The sequence below is a fragment of the Hydrogenophaga sp. T66 genome (assembly GCF_057219855.1).
Map to the genome: position 1 here is coordinate 1,506,038 of NZ_JBXVVX010000001.1, position 23,371 is coordinate 1,529,408.

At 66.1% G+C, this 23,371-nt stretch carries 21 protein-coding genes; 12 read left to right on the forward strand and 9 right to left on the reverse strand.

The window, feature by feature from the left end:
• Positions 1-14: 14 nt before the first annotated feature.
• Positions 15-503 carry a GNAT family N-acetyltransferase gene (locus tag AC2D80_RS06970; protein ID WP_484632247.1) on the reverse strand — a complete coding sequence of 163 codons (489 nt, stop codon included), beginning with the start codon at positions 501-503 and terminating at the stop codon, positions 15-17.
• Complete coding sequence (gene glmM / locus AC2D80_RS06975) at positions 503-1,837, reverse strand: phosphoglucosamine mutase (RefSeq protein WP_484632248.1); 1,335 nt, start codon at positions 1,835-1,837, stop codon at positions 503-505. Before glmM ends, AC2D80_RS06970 begins: the two co-directional genes overlap by 1 nt.
• A 161-nt stretch (positions 1,838-1,998) precedes the next feature.
• Between glmM and AC2D80_RS06980 the strand changes: the two genes are divergently transcribed.
• A complete protein-coding gene (locus tag AC2D80_RS06980; protein WP_484632249.1) occupies positions 1,999-2,538 on the forward strand; it encodes a hypothetical protein in 540 nt (179 codons plus the stop codon).
• Between the two features lie 10 nt (positions 2,539-2,548).
• Here AC2D80_RS06980 and folP read toward each other — a convergent pair whose 3' ends face one another.
• The 3 genes from folP to AC2D80_RS06995 form a co-directional block, all read right to left on the reverse strand.
• Positions 2,549-3,391: a dihydropteroate synthase gene (gene folP, locus AC2D80_RS06985; RefSeq protein WP_484632250.1), complete on the reverse strand. Its 843-nt coding sequence runs from the start codon at positions 3,389-3,391 to the stop codon at positions 2,549-2,551.
• A 58-nt stretch (positions 3,392-3,449) separates the two neighbouring features.
• Positions 3,450-5,366, reverse strand: a complete 1,917-nt coding sequence (gene ftsH, locus AC2D80_RS06990) for an ATP-dependent zinc metalloprotease FtsH (protein WP_484632251.1) — start codon at positions 5,364-5,366, stop codon at positions 3,450-3,452.
• Positions 5,367-5,520: 154 nt separating this feature from the next.
• Positions 5,521-6,198, reverse strand: coding sequence for an RlmE family RNA methyltransferase (locus tag AC2D80_RS06995; RefSeq protein ID WP_484632654.1), 678 nt, complete (start codon positions 6,196-6,198; stop codon positions 5,521-5,523).
• A gap of 43 nt (positions 6,199-6,241) precedes the next feature.
• Here AC2D80_RS06995 and AC2D80_RS07000 point away from each other — a divergent pair, with 43 nt between their 5' ends.
• The 3 genes from AC2D80_RS07000 to AC2D80_RS07010 are packed head-to-tail and all read left to right on the forward strand — an operon-like array spanning position 6,242 to position 9,541.
• Positions 6,242-6,715 (forward strand): YhbY family RNA-binding protein, encoded by a 474-nt coding sequence (locus AC2D80_RS07000; RefSeq protein ID WP_484632252.1) that lies wholly within the window; start codon positions 6,242-6,244, stop codon positions 6,713-6,715.
• Positions 6,716-6,768: 53 nt separating this feature from the next.
• Positions 6,769-8,835, forward strand: coding sequence for a M3 family metallopeptidase (locus AC2D80_RS07005; RefSeq protein WP_484632253.1), 2,067 nt, complete (start codon positions 6,769-6,771; stop codon positions 8,833-8,835).
• A 28-nt stretch (positions 8,836-8,863) separates the two neighbouring features.
• On the forward strand, positions 8,864-9,541 hold the full coding sequence (locus tag AC2D80_RS07010) for a glutaredoxin family protein (protein WP_484632254.1): 678 nt from the start codon (positions 8,864-8,866) through the stop codon (positions 9,539-9,541).
• Positions 9,542-9,565: 24 nt separating this feature from the next.
• Here AC2D80_RS07010 and rpiA read toward each other — a convergent pair whose 3' ends face one another.
• On the reverse strand, positions 9,566-10,240 hold the full coding sequence (rpiA, locus tag AC2D80_RS07015) for a ribose-5-phosphate isomerase RpiA (RefSeq protein WP_484632255.1): 675 nt from the start codon (positions 10,238-10,240) through the stop codon (positions 9,566-9,568).
• A 49-nt stretch (positions 10,241-10,289) separates the two neighbouring features.
• Between rpiA and AC2D80_RS07020 the strand changes: the two genes are divergently transcribed.
• Positions 10,290-11,372 carry a quinone-dependent dihydroorotate dehydrogenase gene (locus AC2D80_RS07020; protein ID WP_484632256.1) on the forward strand — a complete coding sequence of 361 codons (1,083 nt, stop codon included), beginning with the start codon at positions 10,290-10,292 and terminating at the stop codon, positions 11,370-11,372.
• On the opposite strand, the gene AC2D80_RS07025 is transcribed toward AC2D80_RS07020, so the two are convergent.
• Entirely contained in the window at positions 11,362-12,474 is a 1,113-nt protein-coding gene (locus tag AC2D80_RS07025; protein WP_484632655.1) for an NAD(P)/FAD-dependent oxidoreductase, read from the reverse strand. The two genes, AC2D80_RS07020 and AC2D80_RS07025, sit on opposite strands and share 11 nt — an antisense overlap.
• A 214-nt stretch (positions 12,475-12,688) precedes the next feature.
• On the opposite strand from AC2D80_RS07025, the gene AC2D80_RS07030 reads away from it, so the two are divergent.
• From AC2D80_RS07030 to AC2D80_RS07055, 6 genes are all read left to right on the forward strand, one after another.
• Positions 12,689-14,143, forward strand: a complete 1,455-nt coding sequence (locus AC2D80_RS07030) for an undecaprenyl-phosphate glucose phosphotransferase (RefSeq protein WP_484632257.1) — start codon at positions 12,689-12,691, stop codon at positions 14,141-14,143.
• A gap of 167 nt (positions 14,144-14,310) precedes the next feature.
• Complete coding sequence (locus AC2D80_RS07035; protein ID WP_484632258.1) at positions 14,311-15,276, forward strand: glycosyltransferase family 2 protein; 966 nt, start codon at positions 14,311-14,313, stop codon at positions 15,274-15,276.
• Positions 15,277-15,317: 41 nt separating this feature from the next.
• On the forward strand, positions 15,318-15,887 hold the full coding sequence (locus tag AC2D80_RS07040; RefSeq protein WP_484632259.1) for a hypothetical protein: 570 nt from the start codon (positions 15,318-15,320) through the stop codon (positions 15,885-15,887).
• A complete protein-coding gene (locus tag AC2D80_RS07045; RefSeq protein ID WP_484632656.1) occupies positions 15,887-17,092 on the forward strand; it encodes a glycosyltransferase in 1,206 nt (401 codons plus the stop codon). The genes AC2D80_RS07040 and AC2D80_RS07045 overlap by 1 nt, the downstream gene beginning before the upstream one ends.
• Positions 17,089-18,282 (forward strand): glycosyltransferase family 2 protein, encoded by a 1,194-nt coding sequence (locus AC2D80_RS07050; RefSeq protein WP_484632260.1) that lies wholly within the window; start codon positions 17,089-17,091, stop codon positions 18,280-18,282. The genes AC2D80_RS07045 and AC2D80_RS07050 overlap by 4 nt, the downstream gene beginning before the upstream one ends.
• Before the next feature lie 739 nt (positions 18,283-19,021).
• Positions 19,022-20,308: a DUF1996 domain-containing protein gene (locus tag AC2D80_RS07055; RefSeq protein WP_484632261.1), complete on the forward strand. Its 1,287-nt coding sequence runs from the start codon at positions 19,022-19,024 to the stop codon at positions 20,306-20,308.
• 43 nt (positions 20,309-20,351) lie between these two features.
• Here AC2D80_RS07055 and AC2D80_RS07060 read toward each other — a convergent pair whose 3' ends face one another.
• Complete coding sequence (locus AC2D80_RS07060; RefSeq protein WP_484632262.1) at positions 20,352-21,011, reverse strand: PA14 domain-containing protein; 660 nt, start codon at positions 21,009-21,011, stop codon at positions 20,352-20,354.
• A gap of 69 nt (positions 21,012-21,080) precedes the next feature.
• Positions 21,081-22,139, reverse strand: a complete 1,059-nt coding sequence (locus AC2D80_RS07065) for a WecB/TagA/CpsF family glycosyltransferase (protein ID WP_484632263.1) — start codon at positions 22,137-22,139, stop codon at positions 21,081-21,083.
• A gap of 253 nt (positions 22,140-22,392) precedes the next feature.
• On the opposite strand from AC2D80_RS07065, the gene AC2D80_RS07070 reads away from it, so the two are divergent.
• A complete protein-coding gene (locus AC2D80_RS07070) occupies positions 22,393-23,238 on the forward strand; it encodes an ExeA family protein (protein WP_484632264.1) in 846 nt (281 codons plus the stop codon).
• The last annotated feature ends 133 nt before the right edge of the window (positions 23,239-23,371 follow it).

Below are 23,371 nucleotides of genomic sequence, written 5' to 3' on the forward strand. Positions count from 1 at the left end.
GCTCAAGCGGCGTCTCAGAGCCACTTCTGCAGAAACTGCGCCGTGCCCATCGCCGGGTCGAGCTGGTAGCCGGCGAAACCGATGCGCTGGTACAGGCGCATGGCCGGCGCGTTGCCCGACAGCACCTCCAGCGTCAGCTTGCAGGCACCGCGCTCGCGGGCGATGCGTTCCACCTCGCCCATCATGGCCTCGGCGATGCCCCGGCCCCGGTGGCTGGCCAGCACGGCGACGTCGTGCACGTTCACCAGCGGTCGGGCCTTGAACGTGGAGAAGCCTTCCAGGCAGTTGATCAGGCCCACGGGCGTGCCGGCGTCGAAGGCCAGCACGCTGAACGCCCAGGGCCTCGACGCCAATTCAGCCACCAGGCGCCCGCGCACCGCGGCCGACAAGGGCTCGCCGCCGCCAGCCGGGTCGCGGGCATAGGCATCGAGCAGATCGACCACGGCCTGCGCATCGCGGGGATCGGCGTAATCCGCCCGCCGCACCTCGACAGCGGCCGCCATCACCCGGCCCTCACGGTGTCGGCGAGGCGCTCGGCGCTCTGGCGCGCCACGGTGGCGTCGCGCGCTTCCACCATCACGCGCAACAGCGGCTCGGTGCCGCTGGCCCGGATCAACACCCGGCCGCTGTCGCCCAGCTCGGCCTCCACGGCGGCCGTCTCGCTGGCCAGCCGCTCATTGGCCTTCCAGTCCTGTCCGGGCTGAAGGCGCACGTTGATGAGGGTCTGGGGGAACAGCGTCACCTCCGACAGCAGCTGCGCCATCGACTGGCCACTGTCCACGCAGGCGCTGAGCACCTGCAACGCCGACACCAGGCCGTCGCCGGTGGTGTGGCGGTCAAGCACCAGCAGGTGGCCCGACCCTTCGCCGCCCAGCACCCAGCCGCAGCGTTCCAGCTCCTCCAGCACGTAGCGATCACCCACCTTGGCCCGCACAAACTTCACGCCCCGCGCCTTCAGCGCCACCTCGACCGCCATGTTGGTCATCAGTGTGCCCACCACGCCCGGCACGTCTTCGTCCCGCGCCAGGCGGTCGCGCACCATCAGGTACAGCAATTCATCCCCGTTGTAGAGGCGGCCCTGCGCGTCCACCATCTGCAGGCGGTCGGCGTCGCCGTCCAGCGCCACGCCGACGTCGGCCCGGTGCTCGCGCACCGCGGCGACCAGCGCTTCGGGATGGGTCGCGCCCACACCGGCGTTGATGTTCAGGCCGTCCGGCGCGCAGCCGATCTTCACCACCTCGGCGCCGAGCTCATGAAACACCGCGGGAGCGATGTGATAGGCCGCACCGTGGGCCGCATCCACCACGATCTTCAGGCCGCGCAGCGTGAACGTGTTTGGGCAGGTGCTCTTGCAGAACTCGATGTAGCGACCGGCCGCATCGTCCAGCCGCCGCGACTTGCCCAACTGCGCCGCGGGCACCCACACCGGCGCCTCGTCCAGCGCAGCCTCCACCTCACGCTCCCAGGCGTCGGGCAGTTTGGTCCCCTGGGCGCTGAAGAACTTGATGCCGTTGTCGGCAAACGGGTTGTGGCTGGCCGAGATCACCACGCCGAGGCTGGCGCGCTGCGCCCGGGTGAGGTAGGCCACCGCCGGCGTGGGGACCGGTCCGAGCAGCACCACGTCCACGCCCGCCGAGTTGAAGCCCGACTCCAGCGCCGCTTCCAGCATGTACCCGGAAATGCGCGTGTCTTTGCCAATCAGGACGGTGGGATGGACCTCGGTGCGCTTGAGCACACGGCCCACGGCGTGCGCCAGGCGCAGCACGAAGTCGGGGGTGATCGGGGCTTGGCCAACCGTGCCGCGGATGCCGTCGGTGCCGAAGTAGTGGCGGGTCATGATGCAGATCAAAAGCCAGCGAAGGCGCGCATTATCCCCGCGCCCTGCTTGCGCCAGGTCAAGACGCGGCCGCCACCGGTTTCCAGAATGGGTCTGCGCCCTGCCGGGCGCCTGTCCTGCGCTATCCCATCCCATCCCATGCCGCGCCCACTGGAGACACCATGACCGCCCGTCACCCCGCCGCCCTCATCCGCCTCACCCGCCTCACGCTCACCGCCGCCTGCGCCGCGGCCGCGCTGATCACCCTCACCCCCGCGGTGGCCCACGCCGAAGAGCTGCGCTGGCGTCAGGCCCACGCGTTCGACCGTTACGAAGGTGCCGGCTACATCCGCCGCGGCGTCGCCATGTTCCGGCTCGGCGGCAGGCCCGAACCCGCCACGCTCGAGGTCCGCGGCCAGATGACGGGGCCGCAAGGCGACAACTGGTTCGGCATGCGCATCGACTTGCGCTACCGCTTTGACGACGGCGCCACGCTGCTCGGGCAACTCGAAGGCCGCTTCCAGCGCAGCGCCGACGGCAGCATCTCAGGACCTCAGGAGGGCCAGGGCCGCTTCGTCGGCGGCACCGGGCGGTTTGAAGGCGCCGACGGCAGCTTCCGCCTGCAGGGCGTCGGTGGGCTGGCTGGCAGCACGCCCGGTGTGCTGGGTGATGTGTTCGGCGCGCTGGAGGGAGACCTGAAGCTGCCCACCACCGCCCGTTGAGCGAAACGGCTCAGTGCGCGGTGCTGGCCGCCCGCACCGCGCCCAGCACCTTCAACGCGTCAACCGTCTCGCGCACATCGTGCACCCGCAGGATGTGCGCGCCGCGCTCGGCAGCCAGCACCGCCGCCGCCACGCTCGCGGCCACCCGCTGGGCCGCCTCCGCGCGGCCCGTGACCGCCCCCAGGGAGGACTTGCGCGACCAGCCCACCAGCCACGGCATGCCCTCGGTGGCCAGCGCCGGCTGAGCGGCCAGCAGCGCGAAGTTCTGTTCCACCGTTTTCCCGAAGCCGATGCCCGGGTCCAGCGCGATGCGCGCGCGGGACACGCCGGCGGCTTGCAGCGCCGCCACGCGCTCCCGCAGGAACCCGCGCACCGCCGCCACCGCATCGCCGGCCATCGGCGCGACCTGCATCGTCTGCGGCTCCAGATGCATGTGCATCACGCACACGCCACACGCCGGGTGTGCCGCCACCGCCGCCAGCGCGTCCTCCCGCCGCAGGGCCCACACGTCGTTGATGATGTCGGCCCCCGCATCCAGGACCGCGCGCATCACCGCCGGCTTGTAGGTGTCCACCGACACCGGCACACCCAGCGACACCGCGCCACGCACCACGGGCAACACCCGCGCCAGTTCCTCGTCCTGCGACACCGGGGGCGCCCCCGGTCGGGTTGATTCACCACCGATGTCCAGCATGTCAGCCCCGTCGCGCAGCAAGCGCTCGCAGTGACGCAGCGCCGCCCGGGCATCGGCGTGCTGGCCGCCGTCGGAGAAAGAGTCGGGCGTGACGTTGACGATCCCCATGACGCGGGGTTGGGTCAGGTCGATGGCGAAGCGCGCGGTGTGCCAGTGCATGGGCATCATGGACGTGAAAACGGGGCCCGAGGCCCCGTGTGTGGAAAGCTAGCGCCGATCAGGCCGCGTTGGGCGCCGGGTCGGTGGTCACCGCGCCCGAGCCACCGCCGCCGCCACCACCCACGTTGGGATTGCGCGGCACGAAATCCTTCGGCGGCCGCGGCGGCTTGCCGGCCATGATGTCCTCAAGCTGCTCGCCGTCGATGGTTTCCCACTCCAGCAAGGCCTTGGCCATCGCGTGCATCTTGTCGCTGTGCAGCTCGATCAGGTCGCGCGCCAGCTTGTACTGTTCATCGATGATGCGACGCACCTCGGCATCGACCTTCTGCATGGTCTGCTCCGAAATGTTGGTCGTCTTAGTCACCGAGCGGCCCAGGAACACCTCGCCTTCGTTTTCGGCGTACACCATGGGACCCAGGGCATCGCTCATGCCGTAGCGCATCACCATGTCGCGGGCGATCTGTGTGGCGCGCTCGAAGTCGTTGCTCGCGCCGGTGGTCATCTGGTTCATGAACACCTCTTCCGCGATCCGGCCGCCGAACAGCATGCTGATCTGGTTGAGCATGAACTCGCGGTCGTAGCTGTAGCGGTCCTTTTCCGGCAGGCTCATGGTCACGCCCAGCGCTCGGCCACGGGGAATGATGGTGACCTTGTGCACCGGGTCACATTTGGGCAGCAGCTTGCCGATGAGCGCATGCCCGGCTTCGTGGTAAGCCGTGTTGCGACGCTCCTCCTCGGGCATGACCATGCTCTTGCGCTCCGGGCCCATGAGGATCTTGTCCTTGGCCTTCTCGAAGTCCTGCATTTCCACCGTGCGGGCATTCCGGCGCGCCGCCATCAGGGCGGCCTCGTTGCACAGGTTGGCCAGGTCAGCGCCGCTCATGCCAGGGGTGCCGCGGGCGATCACCGACGCGCTCACGTCGGTGCCGACCGGGATCTTGCGCATGTGGACGTTCAGGATCTGTTCGCGGCCACGAATGTCGGGGAGCGTGACGTAGACCTGTCGGTCGAAGCGCCCCGGGCGCAGCAGCGCGGCGTCCAGAATGTCGGGCCGGTTGGTGGCGGCCACCACGATCACGCCCAGGTTGGTTTCAAAGCCGTCCATCTCCACCAGCATCTGGTTGAGGGTCTGCTCACGCTCGTCGTTACCGCCGCCCAGACCCGCACCGCGCTGCCGGCCAACGGCGTCAATTTCGTCGATGAAGATGATGCAAGGGGCGTTTTTCTTGGCGTTCTCGAACATGTCGCGCACGCGGGCCGCGCCCACGCCGACAAACATCTCGACGAAATCGGAGCCCGAAATGCTGAAGAACGGGACTTTGGCTTCGCCGGCGATGCCTTTGGCCAGCAAGGTCTTGCCGGTGCCGGGCGGACCGACCAGAAGCAGACCACGCGGGATGCGGCCGCCCAGCTTCTGGAATTTCTGCGGGTCTTTCAGGAAGTCGACAACTTCCTTCACCTCTTCCTTGGCTTCGTCACAACCAGCCACGTCGGCGAATGTGACGTTGTTGTTGTTCTCGTCGAGCATGCGCGCCTTGCTCTTGCCGAAGCTGAAGGCACCGCCCTTGCCGCCACCCTGCATCTGGCGCATGAAATAGATCCAGACGCCAATCAGCAGCAGCATCGGGCCCCAGCTGACCAGCAGGGTCATCAGCAGCGAGCCCTCTTCGCGCGGACGCACGTCAAATTTGACGTTGTTGTTGATCAGGTCGCCCACCAGACCGCGGTCGAGGTAGGTTGCCGTGGTGCGCACGCGACGGTCGTCGGTGGTGATCGCGACGATCTCGGTGCCGCCCTGGCCTTCCTGGATGGTCGCGCTCTTGATGCGCTGAGCCTTCACTTCATCCAGAAACTCGGAGTACCCCATGTAGCCGGCACCAGCGGGGCCGCGGGTGTCGAACTGCTTGAAGACCGTGAAAAGCACCATGGCGATGACCATCCACACGGCGATTTTCGAAAACCATTGGTTGTTCAAGGGCAGCTCCTGGTTGCGCGATCAGCGGCACGACAAATGTCAACACCGCATGTGCATCCCATTCTAGGACTTTCAAGCGCGCGTGCCGTCCAAAGACGACTTGGTTGTGTCAATTGCGGGGTTAGGCAAAAACTGGGGGACCAACGGCGCCGGCTCAACGACCCGGCGCCACTTTCAGACCCCGCCCCACCAGAAAGGTTTCCGCCGATTTGTCGCGACTGGCCTTGGGTTTGACCGGTTTGACCACCCGGAAGGTGTCGCGAAACAAGGCCACGGCCGGGTCGTAGGCCCCACCATGGAACAGCTTGACCACCAGCGCCCCCTCCGGTTTGAGGTGCTGCCGGGCGAAATCGACGGCGAGCTCGATGAGGTCGGTGATCCGGGCGGCGTCCACGCTGCCGATGCCGGACAGGTTGGGCGCCATGTCGGACACCACCAGGTCCAGCCGCTCGAGCCCGCGCTCCGCCAGGGCCGCCTCCAGAGCCTGCAGCACGTCAGCCTCGCGGAAATCGCCCTGGATGAACTGGACACCCTCGATCGGCTCCATGGGCAGGAGGTCAAGCGCGACGATGGCGCCCTGCATTTCGCCCACCGCGGCGCCCTGCGGGTTCATGCGCCGGCGCAGGTACTGGCTCCAGGCGCCGGGCGTGGACCCAAGGTCCACCACCGCCATGCCAGGCCGCACCAGGCCCATCAGCTCGTCGATTTCCTGCAGCTTGTAGGCCGCCCGGGCGCGGTAGCCCTCTTTCTGGGCCCGCTGGACGTAGGGATCCATGACGTGCTGGTTCAGCCAGGCCTTGTTGACCTTCTTGCTCTTCGTGTTGACCTTGATGCCCATGCGCCCGCCGGTGGATTGCGTCAACGATAATTGTCCCATGCCCCAAATCACACTCACGCCCGCCCAACGCAAGGTGCACCGCGCCGACGCCCACCACCTCGACCCGGTGGTCCACATCGGCAACGAGGGCCTGACCGCCGCCGTCAAAAAAGAGGCCGACGCGGCCCTCAAGGCCCACGGTCTGATCAAGATTCGCGTGCTCAGCGACGACCGCGCCGCGCGAGAAGGCATGCTGGCCACCCTGGCCGACGAGCTCGATGCCGCACCGATCCAGCACATCGGCAAGCTGCTCGTGCTCTGGCGCCCGGTCCCGGAGAAGGCCCGGGCCGTCGATGAGGACCGCATGCCGGGACCGAAGGACGTGAAGGTCGTGAAGTTCAGCAAGCGCGGCGGCCAGAAGCCCGAGATCAAGGTGGTTCGCGTGCTGGGCAACCAGCGGCTGACCCCCGGCGGTCAGATCAAGCGCGCCAAAGTTCGCCAGAGAAGCGTCAAGAAGACCTCACCGCGCTGATCGTGCCCCCGGGCGGCTTGAACTCCGGCACCCGTTTCCCCATCTGAGACGCCATGAACGACCGCACCCCCGCCGACAGCCTTGCCCCCCTGCTCGATTTCCGCGACCTGCCCCACTTTGACGCGATCACGCCCGAAGGCGTCGCGCCGGCGATCGACGCCCTCCTGGCCGAAGCCGACGCAGCGCTGGAAGCGGTCACCGCCGCCGACTTCCCTGCCGACTGGGGCGCGATGGCGCGCACGCTGGACGTGGCGACCGAACGCCTGTCGCGTGCCTGGGGCGCGGTGAGCCACCTCAACAGCGTGGCCGACACGCCCGCCCTGAGGGCCGCCTACAACGCCGCCCTGCCCCGCGTGACCGACTTCTGGACCCGCCTCGGGGCCGACGAGCGTCTGTACGCCAAGTACAAGGCCATGGACCCCGCGAGCCTTACCCCGGAACAGGCGCGCGCCCACACCAACGCCATCCGCGGCTTTGTTCTCGGGGGCGCGGAACTGCGCGGCGCCGCCAAGGACCGGTTCGCCGCCATCCAGGAGCGCTCGGCGGAACTCGCCCAGAAGTTCAGCGAAAACGCGCTCGACGCCACCGATTCCTGGGCCCTGTGGGTCGACACCGACGAGCTCGATGGTGTGCCGGACGACGTGAAGCAAGCCACCGCCGCCGCGGCGCAAGCCGAGGGCCGCGCCGGCCACAAACTCACGCTGAAGATGCCGGTGTACCTGCCGGTGATGCAGTTTGCCCACCGCAGCGCGCTGCGCGAGAAGCTCTACCGTGCGTACGTGACGCGCGCCAGCGACCAGGCCGACGGTGACGCCGTTCGGTTCGACAACGCGGCCATCATGGCCGAGCTGCTGGCTTTGCGGCAGGAAGAGGCGACGCTGCTGGGCCACCGCCATTTCGCCGACGTGTCGCTGGTGCCGAAGATGGCCGACACGCCCGAGCAGGTGGTCGAGTTTCTGCGCGACCTCGCCCGCCGCGCCCGCCCCCACGCCGAACGCGACCTGCAGGACATGCGCGACTTCGCCGTGCGCGAGCTCGGCATCACCGAACCGCAGGCCTGGGACTGGACCTACATCGGCGAAAAGCTCAAGGAAGCGCGCTACGCCTTCAGCGAGCAGGAAGTCAAACCCTACTTCACGGCGCCCAAGGTGCTGAGTGGGCTGTTCCAGATCGTCGAGACGCTCTTCGAGGTGGCGATCCGCCCCGACACGGCCCCGACCTGGCACCCCGGCGTGAGCTTCTACCGCATCGAGCGTGCCGGTCAGCTTGTGGGACAGTTTTACCTGGATCCCGGCGCGCGCACCGGCAAACGCGGCGGCGCGTGGATGGACGACGTGCGCGCCCGCTGGCGTCGGCCGGACACCGGCCGCCTGCAGACGCCGGTGGCGCACCTCGTGTGCAACTTCGCCGAAGGCGTGAACGGCAAGCCCGCCCTGCTCACGCACGACGACGTGATCACGCTCTTCCACGAGTTCGGCCACGGTTTGCACCACCTGCTCACCCAGGTGGACGAACGCGACGTCTCCGGCATCAGCGGCGTGGAGTGGGACGCGGTGGAACTGCCCAGCCAGTTCATGGAGAACTTCTGCTGGGAATGGGAGGTGCTGCGCCACATGACCGCCCACGTGGACACCGGCGAGCCGCTGCCGCGCGCGCTGTTCGACAAGATGCTGGCGGCCAAAAACTTCCAAAGCGGCCTGCAGACGCTGCGCCAGGTGGAATACGCCCTCTTCGACATGCTGTTGCACAGCCAGACGCCGCCAGCCGATGGCGCCGCGATCCTCGCGCTGCTCGATGCCGTGCGCAGCGAGGTGGCGGTGCTCAAGCCGCCGGCCTACAGCCGCACCCCGCATACCTTCAGCCACATTTTTGCCGGCGGTTATGCCGCGGGGTACTACAGCTACAAATGGGCCGAGGTGCTGAGCGCCGACGCGTATGCCGCCTTTGAGGAGGCCGGCGCGGACGGCGGTCGCGGACCGCTGGACGTGAACACCGGCCGGCGCTACCGTCAGGCCATTCTGGAAGCGGGCGGCAGCCGGCCAGCGATGGAGTCGTTCAAGGCGTTTCGCGGTCGCGAACCGCAGATCGATGCGCTGCTGCGTCACCAGGGCATGGCCTGACGCCGTCCGCCGTTGTAGGGAGTTCCGAATGACCGTGTTCACCGGGCGCCACGCCCTCATCGCCACCGTGGGGGCGCTGCTCGCCACGACCGCTCTCGCGCAAGGTGTGTACCGCATCGTCGGGCCGGACGGGCGCGTGACCTTCTCCGACCAGCCACCGCCCGCCGCCACGCCCGTCCGCCCGGCCGCGGCGACCGGCGCGGCGCCGACCGGCGGTGGCGCGGGCCTGCCTTTCGAGCTGCAGCGCGTGGCGTCCCGCTACCCGGTCTTGCTGTACACGGCCGCCGAATGCCCGCCGTGCAACAGCGGTCGCAACTACCTCGTGGGCCGTGGCATCCCGTTCAGCGAGAAGACCGTCACATCAGCCGAAGACATCGCGGCCTTCCAGCGCATCGCCGGCGGCGACACCGGTCTGCCGTTGCTGACGATCGGGACGCAACAGCTCAAAGGCTTCTCGGAAGTCGAGTGGGCGCAATACCTGAACGCCGCCGGCTATCCCGCGCGGATCACACTGCCATCGAGCTACCGCCGCCCGGCCGCCGAGCCCCTCGTGGCGGTCAGCCGCCCGGCCGCGCCCGCTGCCACGGGGGACGCGCCCCCCGCCGGCTCACCGGCGCGACCCCGCGGTACCAGCGCGGCCAGCACCGAACCGGCCCCGATCCCGGTCGAGCCACCGGTCACGAACCCAGCGGGCATCCGCTTCTGAGCGGACGCCGCCGCGGCGGCGCGCTCAATAGGTGATGGTCTGCACGCCCTCGGGCGTGCCGAGCAGGCAGACGTCGGCCTTCTGGTGGGCAAACACACCGACCGTTACCACCCCCGGCCACTGATTCACCGCCGACTCGAACGCCAGCGGATCGTCAATGACCAAACCGCGCACGTCCACGATGTGTTGACCGTTGTCGGTGACCAGCGGGGCACCATCCGGGCGGCGCCGGACCGCGGCCTGCCCGCCCATCGCAGCAAACTGCCGCACGATGCGGGCGGTGGCCAGCGGAATCACTTCCACCGGCAGAGGAAATCCGCCCAGGCGTTCCACGCGCTTAGAGGCGTCCGCGATGCAGACAAAGCGGCGCGACTGTGCCGCCACGATCTTTTCGCGGGTGAGCGCGGCACCGCCGCCCTTGATCATGTGCCCACGGCCGTCGATCTCGTCCGCGCCATCGATGTAAACCGCGAGGTCACCGACCTCATTGGCATCGAACACGCGGATGCCCAGGGCCTGAAGGCGCTCGGTCGACGCGACCGAACTGGACACCGCGCCCGGGATGCGGTCCTTCAGACGGGCCAGCGCGTCGATGAATTTGTTCACGGTGGAACCGGTGCCCACACCGACCACCTCACCGGGCACCACATAGGCCAGCGCGGCCTCTCCCACGAGGGCTTTGAGTTCGTCTTGGGTCATTTGAGACAATCCGCGGCTGCTGAGTCGACCGCCAACCCGCGATTATCCGATGTCCCTTCTCCCTTATGGCCTCGCGCGGCCCTTTCTGTTCGGCCTTGACCCTGAGGCTGCCCACGATCTCACGCTCGGCGCGATCGCGCGGTCACAGCACTCGCCCCTGAACTGTGTGTACCGGCAAGACCGCGTCGAGGATCCCTTCACGCTCGCCGGCCTTCGTCTGCCCAACCGGGTCGGTCTGGCCGCCGGACTGGACAAAAACGCGCGGTGCATCGACGGACTCGCGGCGATGGGCTTCGGCTTTGTGGAAGTCGGGACGGTCACACCCAAGGCCCAGCCGGGCAACCCGAAGCCGCGCATGTTCCGCCTGCCCGCCCGGCAGGCGCTGATCAACCGCCTGGGCTTCAACAACGGCGGGCTTGATGCGTTTCTCACCAACGTGCAGCGCGCCCGCTTTCGCCAGGGCGGCGGCGCGGCTCCCATGGTGCTGGGGCTGAACATCGGCAAGAACGCCAGCACGCCCATCGAGCGGGCCACCGAGGACTACCTGATCTGTCTGGACGGCGTCTATCCCCACGCGGATTACGTGACCGTCAACATCTCCAGCCCCAACACGCAAAACCTGCGCAGCCTGCAAAGCGATGCGGCGCTGGAGGCCCTGGTGGGCGCCGTCATGGAGCGGCGCGAGCAACTCGCCCAGCGCCACGCCCGCCGCGCTCCGGTGTTCATCAAGATCGCGCCCGACCTGGACGACGGCCAAGTGGCGGTCATTGCCGACACGCTCAAGCGCCATGGCTGCGACAGCGCCGGCCGCGCCAGCGGCGCACTCGGCGTGATCGCCACCAACACCACCCTGTCCCGCGAGGCCGTTGCCGGGCTGCCGCACGCCAGCGAGGCTGGCGGGCTGTCGGGCGCGCCGGTCCGCGAGGCCAGCAACCGCGTCATTGGCGCGCTGCGGCAAGCCCTCGGCCCCGAGTTTCCGATCATCGGCGTGGGCGGGGTCATGTCGGCCGACGACGCCGTGGGCAAGATCCGGGCGGGTGCCGACGCGGTGCAGATCTACACCGGCCTCATCTACGCTGGCCCGGCGCTTGTGCCAGCCGCGGCGCGCGCGATCGCGGCGCTCAGGCGCTGAGCCGCGCGACCACCGTCTCGCCAATCGCCAGGCAACTCGTGAGGCCGGGCGACTCGATGCCCAACAGGTTGACCAAGCCGGGCAGGCCGTGCTGGGCCGGTCCGTCGATGCGAAAGTCGGCCGCCGGCTCACCGGGGCCGCTGATCTTCGGCCGCATGCCGGCGTAGCCCGGCAGCAAAGCCCCATCCGCCAAGGCGGGCCAGTAGCGCCGCACCTCCGCGTAAAACGCCTCACCCCGGGCCGGATCGACCACGAGGTCGGTCGGGTCGTCCACCCACTGCACATCGGGCCCGAACTTCGCCTGGCCGCCCAAGTCGATGGTGAGATGAACTCCCAGACCCGCCAGGTGCCGGTCCGGCTCGGGCGCCGGGTAGATCAGGCGCGAGAAGGGCGCCCGGCCGGCGAGCGTGAAGTAATTGCCCTTGGCGTACCACGCACGCGGCACCGCAGAAGACGGCAAGCCTTCGGTGCGCGCGGCGAGACCGCAGGCACCCAGCCCGGCCGCGTTGATCACCACCTCCGCCCACAGCTCGGTGCCGTCTTCGGCCTCGACCAGCCAACCGTCCGCGCAGCGACGAAGCGCGCGAACCCCGCTGTGGCACACCACTTGCCCACCCGCATGCTCCAGATCCCCCTGCAGCGCCAGCATCAGGCCGTGGCTGTCCACAATTCCGGTCGACGGCGACCACACCGCCGCCTCGCACGCCAGCGCCGGCTCCACGGCTGTGGCCTGCGCGGCCGACAGCAACTCCAGATCCGAGACACCGTTGGCGGCCGCCCGGGCCACGATGGCGGGCAAGCCCGCCACCTGCCCCGGCGTGTGCGCGACGATCAGTTTGCCGCAGCGCCGGTGCGCCACACCCCGGGATTGCGCGTAGTCGTACAGCAATGCCTTGCCCCGCACGCACAAGGCAGCCTTCAGCGACCCGGTCGGGTAATAAATGCCCGCGTGAATGACCTCGCTGTTGCGCGAACTCGTGCCGGTGCCGATGGCGGCTTCGCGCTCCAGCACCAACACCTCTCTCCCAGCCAGCGCCAGCGCCCTGGCCACCGCCAGACCCACCACGCCAGCGCCCACGACCACGCATTCCATCCGATCCATTGCCATCGCCTCGCGCCCAGCCACCTCGACAAGTGTTGGATTGTGGCGGAGCCACCGCACTCCCCTCCGACCACCGGGACCATCACCGTGAAATGCCTTACCCCCCACCGTGTCGCTGGTCGGCCCGTGCGACCGCTGAGACCGCCGCGATTGCGATGCGATCCGTGACCCATGTCATGCTTCAAAAAGTAGCACCCCCCTATACTTCCGTACTATGGCTCTCCCCCACCGCCCCGCCCGGTCCATTCTGAAGCGCCGGGGCAGCATCTCCACCGCCGTCCAGACTTTGCTCGATTTGGCCGCGGTGATCGTCCTGGCCCTCATCCTGGTCGATCACAAGGTCGGCGACCTGACCTCCGAGTACTCGGTGCTGGTGCTGCTGCTGGCCATCGGAATGATTTTTGCCTACGACCAGTTTGGCGTTTACCGCAGCAACAGCAGCCTCGCCCGAAAGGCGCTGACCCTGCTCAAAGCCTGGTCCCTGGCCTTCGCGTTTCTGCTGGTGGTTGGCTTCGTGACCAAACAGACCGACACGTATTCACGGCTGTTGCTGGGACAGCTCTACCTGGGCGGCTACCTCTTGCAGGTGATGCTTCACGCAATCAGCCGGCAAGTGCAGACCCGCATCCTGCTGCGCGCCGTCCCGAGCGAGAACGTGTTGATCATCGGCAACGGAAAGCTGGCCCGTTACCTCCACCACAAGATCTCCAGCAACCCCTGGCTGAACCAGCGGGTGGTCGGGTGCTTGGCGCTGCCGGAATCCGGGTCGACGCGCCGGGCCGGGGCCGGTGCAGGCCTGTTTGAGCCGTCGGACTTCGCCGGTCTCAGCGACCCCACGGTGATCGGGTCCGTGGAGCATCTGCTCGATACGATCGACGCGCACGACGTGCGCTCGGTGTACTTCGCCATCCCGCTGGGCGAGTCAGACCTGATCGAGGATGTGCATTTCCAGCTGCTCGACCGTCACGTGGCGGTGCACTGGGTGCCGGACATTTTTTCTCTGCTGCTGGTCAACCACAGCGTGAAGGAAATGGCCGGACTTCCCGTGCTGACCCTGTCAGAAACACCCCTGACGGGCACACGCCTCCTGTTCAAGGCCGTGGAAGACCGCGTGCTGGCCATCCTCATCCTGCTGCTGATCGCGCCAGTGCTTCTGATCATCGCGGTGGCCGTGCGGCTTGACAGCGAAGGCCCGGTGTTTTTCCGTCAAGCGCGCAAAGGCTGGAGTGGCAAGGTGTTTCACATCTGGAAGTTCCGGAGCATGTACGTTCACCAGCCGGAAGGTGGCCAGGTCAAGCAAGCCACCCGGGATGATCCCCGCGTCACCAGAGTCGGGCGTTTTCTGCGACGCACCAGCCTCGACGAACTCCCCCAGATCTTCAATGTGCTCAAAGGCGACATGTCGCTGGTTGGACCCCGTCCTCACGCGGTCCAACACGACGCCGAGTACTCCAAGCAGATCAGCGCGTACTTTGCGCGCCACAACATCAAGCCCGGCATCACCGGTCTGGCGCAAGTGCGCGGCCTGCGTGGCGAAACCAATGAAATCGAGCGGATGCAGCAGCGGATTGAGGCCGACATCGAGTACATCAACAACTGGTCGGTGTGGCTCGATCTGACGATCCTCGTCAGAACCCTCGGTGCGCTGACCGGCAAGAACGCCTACTGACCGCCACCGGCCAGCCCCCCCCTGCCACGCCCCGCACCAGCGTCTTCGACCCCTCTGCACACCATGACCGTGCCCGTTCAACCCGATTGGCGTCGAGAACGCCTGCGCCCCGGTGAATGGAATGCAGGTCAGAGACGGAGCTATAGCCGCCTATCGGAGACGAATGTATGAGCACGACAAGCCTGGGGGTCGTGATCATCGGCCGCAACGAGGGGGAACGCTTGCGCCGCTGCCTGGAGTCGGTGCTGCCCCAGGCGGCGCTGGTGGTTTACGTCGATTCGGGTTCCACCGACGGATCTCCCGCCATGGCGCGAGCCATGGGTGCGCAGGTTGTCGACCTCGACATGCAACGCCCCTTCACCGCCGCGCGCGCGCGCAACGAAGGCTGGCGGCATCTGATGCAAGTTGATGCCACGGTGTCATTGGTGCAGTTTGTCGACGGTGATTGCGAGGTCGTGCCTGGCTGGCTTGATGTGGCGAGCTCATTCCTGAGAGATCACCCCGCCTACGCGGTTGTGTGCGGACGACGCCGCGAGCGTTTTCCCGAACGCTCCGTCTACAACCGCCTCTGCGATGAAGAGTGGAACACCCCGCTCGGAGAAACAACGGCTTGCGGCGGGGACGCCATGATGCGGATGAGTGCGCTCCAGGTCAGCGGTGGGTTTCGAGATCAACTCATCGCCGGCGAGGAGCCGGAACTGTGCCTTCGGTTGCGGCGCCTGGGGTGGAAACTGCGCCGACTTGACCATGACATGACCTGGCACGACGCCGCCATGACGCGATTCGGCCAGTGGTGGAAGCGCAGCATGCGGGCGGGACACGCCTTCGAGGAGGGCGCATGGATCCATGGCGGCGGTCCCGAACGGCACTGGGTGACCGAAGCGAGGCGAGCCCGTTGGTGGGGCGGCTACATGCCTGCCGCACTGGCCTTGAGCACTCTGGTTCTGGGACCTTGGGCGCTGATGGCTTCCCTGATCTATCCCCTGCAATGGATCAGACTGGCACTGCGCAGTGGATCAGCGGTATCCAGTGGCTTCCTGCTGCTGGGGAAGTTTGCTGAAGCGCAGGGCGCGTGGAAATTCCACCGCGAACGATGGCGCGGAAGAAGCAGCCAGATCATCGAATACAAATGACCGGGCGACGCAGCCTACCCTTGCTTCCAAGCGGCTGATTCATGCCACCCTCTCCAATCGATGTTTGGACCACATCCGCCGGCGATCCTGACTTCCGGGGCTGGTTGACGGTCGTCCTCTACGTGGTGGCCACGGTGCTGACCTGCAGGCTCGTGGGTCACCAGCCGACCTGGCAACCCAATCCGGACACGGGACGAGAACGCTTGTTCTGGAAGTTGCTTCTCCTGGGATTGTTTGGACTCGGGCTCAACAAACAGCTTGACCTGCAAACGCTGATGATCCAAAGCGCGCGCGCGCTGGCTCTCGAGCAGGGCTGGTACGCCCAACGCCACACCCTTCAAGTCGGCGCGGTACTCGCCGGTGGAGCCACGGGCCTGGCGCTCCTTGTGCTGACAGGGGCGCTTATTCGTCGCGCCCCCGCCATCACATCCGGGGCCATGCTCGGGACGGCCGGATTGGGCGCATACGCGCTTCTGCGACTGTCGCGTTTTCAGCACATTGACTTGCTGCCGGGGCGTATGCCGTTGGCGACAACGCTGAGCCATTGGCTGGAGATTGGCGGCCTTCTATTGATCTCCGTCAGCGCATGGCGCCGCCGAGGAACACCGTGATGCGAATTGCCTATTTCACGAATCAATACCCCAAAGTCAGTCACAGTTTCATCCGGCGCGAGATCCAGGCCCTGGAAGCTTTGGGGCAACCCGTGGTGCGGTTCGCCGTGCGCGGCTGGGACGACCCCCTGGTTGATCCCCGCGACATCGATGAACGCGCACGGACGACCTATCTGTTGGGACAGGGGCTGGCCGGTCTGTTCCCCGCGATGCTTCGCATCCTGATGACTCGGCCCGCAGCCTGGATAAAAGCCTTACGAATGGCCAGCCACCTGACCCAGATGTCGGACAAGGGCTTCGCCTACCACCTCGTCTACCTGGCCGAGGCCTGCAGGCTGGCGCTGTTGTGTCAGTCCGAGGGCATCGATCGCCTTCACGCGCACTTTGGAACCAACGCGGCTGAAGTGGCGATGCTGTGCCGGATGGTCGGCGGACCGACCTATTCGTTCACGGTGCACGGACCCGAGGAGTTCGACAGGCCGCTGGGGCTCCATCTGGCCGAGAAGATCGATCACGCCGCGCACGTGGTGGCGATCAGTTCTTTTGGACGCAGTCAGTTGTATCGATGGATCGACCATGGGCAATGGAAGAAGGTCAGGGTGGTTCACTGCGGACTGGAAGCATCGTTTCTCGCCCCGGCGGAAATCACGCCGCCCCCCGATGAACCCCGTTTTGTCTGTGTGGGCCGTCTGTGCGAACAAAAAGGTCAATTCCTTCTGCTGGAGGCCGTCCGGCAGTTGAAGGACAGAGGCATTCGACTGAAATTGGTGCTGGCGGGCGACGGGGAAATGCGGGGCGTGCTGGAGCAATTCATCGATACCCACCGCCTCGGCGACCAGGTCCACATCACCGGCTGGATCAGCAGTGACGCCGTGAAAGATGCCTTGATCAACAGCCGGATCATGGTTCTGCCCAGCTTCGCTGAAGGGCTTCCGGTGGTGATCATGGAAGCGATGGCCTTGGGGCGTCCGGTGATCACCACGAGCATTGCGGGCATTCCAGAGTTGGTCAGACAAGGCGTAGACGGATGGCTGGTGCCTGCGGGGGATGTGCATGCCCTCGCGGATGCGATGGAGCAGGCGTTGGCTCTGTCTGCAGCCGATCTGACGGCCATGGGAACCCGCGCGCGAGCGCGGGTGAGGGAGAGGCACGATGCGAATGTGGAAGCGGGCAAGCTGCTCCGCATGTTTGAGGAGTGCCTGTGACCACGGCCTTGACTCTCATCCTGCTGGGTCCGCTGGTCTTGCTCTGGATGTTCGTTCTGGTGTTGGCCGTGCAAGCCCTGGCCAACCTCCTGCCAGCCCGGCCAGATGCACGAGGGCCCGAGTGCACCAGCGGTGCTGGCAAATTTGTGATCCTGATGCCCGCGCACAACGAAGAGGCGATCATTGAAGACACGGTACGACACACCCTCAGCAAGCTAGGTCCAACGGGTCGATTGCTGGTGATTGCCGACAACTGCACGGACAGCACCGCCCGGCGGGCCCGCGCTGCAGGCGCTGAAGTGACGGAGCGACACGACCCTCATCACCGCGGCAAGGGTTATGCACTGGCGCACGGTGTCGATCAGCTCAGATTGGCGCCACCAGCGGTCGTGGTGGTCCTGGACGCGGACTGCCATGCCGAAGACGGTGCCGTAGACAGGCTGGTCAACCGGGCACTGCACGCCGATCGACCCGTGCAGGGTCGATACGACATGCTTCCGCCGGAATCGGCCGGACTCAAACAGCGCATGGCTGCTTTTGCGTGGGATTTCCGGTCACGCTTTCGCAGCGAGGGTTTTCGGCGTCTCGGCTTGCCCTGCCAACTGATGGGCAGCGGGATGGCTTTTCCTTGGGCATCGCTGGAGAAAGTCTCTCTGGCCAATGGACATTTGGTGGAAGACCTCAAGCTGGGTCTCGATCTGGCGAGCGCAGGTTTGGCTCCGGTGCACGGGTTTGACGCCGTGGTCACCAGCGTGTTTCCAGCCAACGAACAAGGTGCCCGCTCCCAGCGACAGCGATGGGAGCATGGCCACTTGAGCATGATGGTCGGCACCGCACCACGCCTGCTCTGGAAAGCCGTCACCAAGCGAGACCTTGCCCTGCTGGCCATGGTGGTGGACATGAGCGTGCCCCCGTTGGCGTTGCTGGTTCTCGCGCTGGCAGGGTTCCTGGCGGTGGTGACTGCACTTTTTGGACTCGGATGGATTCCTGCCTGGCTGGTGATGTCAGGCGCGACGGCGACTGCCGCGACGGGAATCATCGTCTTGACCGGGTGGTGGCGTGTGGGTCGGCGCTGGATCCGGGCTGGCGAACTCTGCACGATTCCCCTGTACGTGCTTGCCAAAGTTCCCGTCTACGCGGCATTCCTGACCCGCCGCCAGCTCCAGTGGATTCGCACCCGCAGAGACTGACCAGGGCAACCCAAACATCGGGGCTGAACGATCTGGTCGCGCTGAGCTGGGTCACCACCGACCTCCCACCCACCACAGCCAGCAGGCGCCGTGGCGAGCACCACACGGCTTGGCGAAGACGACGTCTGGCCTTGTCCCGCTGCAAACAGAAGGCACGGCGGCAACCCGCATGAATCAAAGCCGCCAGGATGTAAGTGTCGGAAACAAGCGTTGGCTGTAGGCCAGTCAAGCCCCCGATCCACTGAGCAACCACGGTACGCCAAACGAACTACTTCCAATCACCGCACACTGGGAGGCCACGGACACCGGCCTCGGGTGCCAAGCGCGGTCGACGCTGTTCGGATGCCGCCGAAACGCCGCATAAATGGTGGCCCCCCCAGCCGCAGCCCAAGGAGACCTCCCTGCGTCCGCGTGGCAAAACCCATGCAGCGCCCACCTGGCCTCCTGACCTGTAACAGGCACGGATCCGGCGCTTTTCCCCCGATCAGATAATCGCGCTGAATGCAAACTTCGTCACGAACCAATGCTGAGAAAGGGAAGGCAGATCACAAGGCCGCGCCGCTCGAGCGCGCAAACGCACCGTTGAGAACGTGTCGGCCGCTTTCAGCCCTCCACGGTCTCCGCTTATCGATGTGACATCCATCACGCAGATACCGCTGCCGATACTTTCGCCAAGCCTGCCGCCCTGACCCACCCCCTAGACGCACGCCGACTCAACCGTTTGCCCGGGTACCACACCATGAACACCACCACCGCCTGCTCCTACCCAGTTGCCCATCGGGTCGCCCTGTCGGTCATCGTGGCCGCTGCCCTCGCGGCCTGTGGCGGCGGTGGCGGCGGATCCGCATCAGACGTTGACAGCAGCCAAAAAGCCAAGGGCCCCAAGCAAACCCAAGGCAGTGGGTCCGGTACCACGACGAGCGGCGGTACGACCACCAGCGGCAGCACCACGACCAGTGGCGGGACTACCACCAGTGGCAGCACCACCACCAGCGGCGGTACCACCACCAGCGGCGGTACCACCACCAGCGGCAGCACCACCACCAGCGGCGGCACCACGACCAGTGGCGGCACCACGACCAGTGGCGGGACGACCACCAGCGGCAGCACAACGACCTCCCTGGCGCCAGTGATCAACACGGCGACCATTCCGGCACCCAACTCTGGCTTCTCGACCGAGCGCGTGTCCGCCACCACCGAGCAGCCCCGGGCGAGCGACGGCACCGGCGCCTTCCGCACCGTGTGTGACTTCAGCCACATGGCCTTTGACGACCCGCTGGTGTTTCCGGGCCAGCCCGGCCGGTCGCACCTGCACACCTTCTTCGGCAACACAGAAGCCAACGGGAATTCGACCCCGACATCGATTGCCACCACCGGCAACTCGACCTGCCGCGGCGGAATCTTGAACCGTAGCGCCTACTGGGTTCCGGCTATGGTGGACACCCGCACAGGTACTCCCATTCGCCCGAAAGGTGCCAACTTCTATTACAAGACGGGCTACTTCGGCGTCGTTCCCAGCACGGTACAGCCCGTTCCCCAGGGACTGAGGATGATTGCAGGAGACGCTGGCAACACGCAGGCGCGTGGGCATTTCTCCTACCATTGCCACTTCCCCACGGGCACCACCATGACCGGCTACGGGATACCCAACTGCCCCGCGGGCAGTGAGGTTTGGCAAACGATCGTTTTCCCGCAATGCTGGGACGGCGTGAACTTATCTGCACCGGACAACAAAAGCCACATGGCGTATCCAACTGCTGGCGTGGGATGCCCGTCCACCCACCCGGTCGCTCTGCCAGAGATCACTTTTAACGTGATGTACACAGTCACCGAAGCTAATGCCCCGCTCTTCTGGAGGCTGTCTTCGGACAACTACAGCACGTCCCAGCCGGGCGGCTACTCGGCCCACGCCGACTGGATGAACGGATGGCGGGCCGACATCATGGACACCTTCGTCCGCAACTGCGATCAGCGCGCTGTTGACTGTGCATCCCACTTGCTCGGTGACGGTCGAGCAATTTACTAAGCTCAGAAGATCGTGGCCAGCGCAGACACTAAAGCCGCACGTATCAGCGTCCAGAGCTGGTGACTGTGTCGGTCGGCAGGTGAAGCAGGGCCCGTGGGATCACATAGCGAGCGCCGTGGGGCGCTGTCCATTCCAGTCGAACACGAGCTGTTGAAGCGCTGTAAGGGTTGACCGTCACCTCGATCGGGTAGAAGCGTCCTGCGGCCAACTCCATGGACGCGTTAACCTGAGCTCCGGTGCCGGCCATCGCTTGGCGGGCGACAACGACTTTCATCCCTGGAGCGTCCGCGTGGAATCGGTAACGGCCCGACAAAGGCGCCTTGAGCCACCCCGACCACCGAACAGCGACCAAAGGGGCGGCTTCCGAGCCCGCAGCAAAGGCTATCTCCTGGTCGAAATCGATCACTTCGTCGATCCGGACCAGCGCGGGCAATGAACCTGGGCTGGAGTTTGTGAAGTATTCGCCTCTCAAGCCCACGCCCTTGGCGTTGGAGGCCATACAAAGATCGGCTCGCTCAGCAGATCGGGCCAGTTCAGCCGCCATGAGGTCTGAAGCGTTAGAGCCGCCTTTCCCTCCTTCAGCGGTCTCAGCCCACCAGTAGCCAGCGCCCGCCGCCAAGACGCCGGCCACCAGCAAGCCCAGAAGGTGCGGGCGGCGCAGTCGAGGCTGCGTGCGCTGAATGGTGGGTGAAGTCTTGTCCATGCTGCGACTGTAGCGGCCCATTGCCAGGTAGGAAAGTGCGCCAGCCTGGCTGATTCGGCCCTGCGTCGGTCAGGCCTCGGCTCTCGAGGCGGGCGTCAGCAAGTAGAGCGCTCCGGCGCGCCGGAACAAGCCGCGAAGACTCGACTTCGCACCGTAAACGGCCACGTCCCGGTAGACCCGGCGCTGCCCCGCCACTTGCATCAACAAACCCAGTCCCGCCGAATCGAGATCCACGAGATCGGACAAGTCAATGGCCAAATCGTCGCCCGTGGCCAGGGCGTCGGCCAGCGCACGCCGAAACGCAGGCAGGGGGCCTGGGCACCACGAACCGGTGAGTGCCAGCACCGTGCGGCCCGGCACAGCACGGCAGATCGAGAATGCAGCGTCGGATTCACCGGGCTTTCGGCCTCGCGTATGCAGCCACAGTGGAAAAACCTCCCGGAATACCATGTTGAGGAACGCCGTGCCATCGGCCCAATAGCGGCGCCACAACATGGGCTCCTGAGCGATGCGCCACAGCCATTCTGCCCCGAGCCGCTGCACCAGCGATGGCGCCCGGCTGACCGTACCGGCGGCGAAATTCACCACCGCGCCCAGGTGGCAGATGACCGGAGCCTCCAGGCGATGCCGATTGAGCTCAATCCAGCGTTGGCCCTTCTTGGCTCCCAGGGAAACGATCACGAACCGAGCACCGCTGCGATTGATGCGGTCGATATGTTCAGCCGTGCTCATGGCCTCGACGGTCACGAATCCAGGCGAATCAAAACCCACGCAGCGCAACCCTCCCTCCTGCGCGTTGACGCGCCGACAAGCCGCCTCGGCCGCGCCATCCGGTCCGCCGAAAAAATACACAGCGACCGGCTCACCAGGATGCTTCATCAGGGCCTCAAAGAGGCCTGCCCCCGATACCCGCTCGGTGATGGGGATCCCCAGCAGACGAGCCACCCACACCAGCGGCATTCCATCAGCAAGCGACAAGTCGCTGTGCAGCACGGAATCGCGGAACTCAGAATCGGTGCGCGCGGCCACCACGAAGTTCAGGTTAGGGGTAGAAATGAAACAGGACTGCCCGAGAAAGGCCGCATCGCGAACGCGAAGCACAGCCTGCGACATGGAGAGGGCATCCATGGGGAGACCCAGAAGCGCGTGAACTTGGCGATCAAACGGCATGACAGGTGATGGGTACGCGCCGGAGAGGGGGACTGCGAGGAACCCTTCATTCAGAGGGTGGACAAAACTGGCCTATGGTAGTGGCAACGCCGGCTGAGCAGCCGGGGACTTCGGGGCTCTGACCGGTGTGCGGAATTCACGATTGCCTCGATTCGCGCGGACCGAATATGAGTACGAACGCTGTTACGATGCGTTTTTTTGGTGGTCAAGCTTGTACGAATCGTTTTACGGCCTGAGGGAAAAACCCTTCTCCATCCAGCCGGATCCCGACTTCCTCTACATGGGCAAGCGGCATTCGCTGGCCTATACCATCCTTCAGTACGCGATCCACAACCGGGCAGGGTTCGCGGTCATCTGCGGCGAGATCGGCTGCGGCAAGACGACCCTCGTTCGCCGGTTGCTCAATGAGTTGACAGAAGATGTGACCGTTGGGCTGGTCACCAACACCCACCCGAACCTCGCCGACCTGTCCGAGTGGATCATGCTCGCCTTCGATCTGCCGTACGACGGCATGAGCCCGGTGGCGCGGTTCGACACCTTCCAGCGATTCCTGATTGACGAATACCGCCAGGGCCGGCGGACCGTGCTCATCATTGACGAGGCGCAGAACCTGAACCCGGCCGCCATGGAAGCGCTGCGCATGCTGTCGAACATCAACGCCGACAAGGATCAGCTCCTGCAGATGATCCTCGTGGGGCAGCCCCAGCTGCGGGAGCTGCTCCTGCGGCCCGAACTGCGCCAGTTTGCGCAGCGCGTGGCGGCCGATTTCTTCATTCCGCCGCTCAACTCGGTGGAGGTGGACGACTACATCAACCACCGCCTGAAGGTGGCCGGACGCGACAGGCAGTTGTTCACCCCGCTGGCCACCGCCAAGATCGCGAAGGTGGCTGGCGGTATCCCCCGGACGATCAACATCCTGGCTGATCTGGCGCTGGTCTATGGCCTGGGACACGAGGCCCGCCTCATCGATGTGAACATCGTCGACGAGGTGATCCGCGATCGGCAGATGTATGGTGTCTTCAGCGACTCTGGCATGCAGACACCCGCAGCCGGGTGACCCCCGGCTTGCCGGTGTCGCGCCCGAGCGTCACGTCCGCCCCGGCGGCCTTGCCGCGGCGCCAAGCGTGACGTAACTCCTACCTGTACCGACTTTCCCCTGAGTAACATTGGATGCACTGGCCGGCGGGATG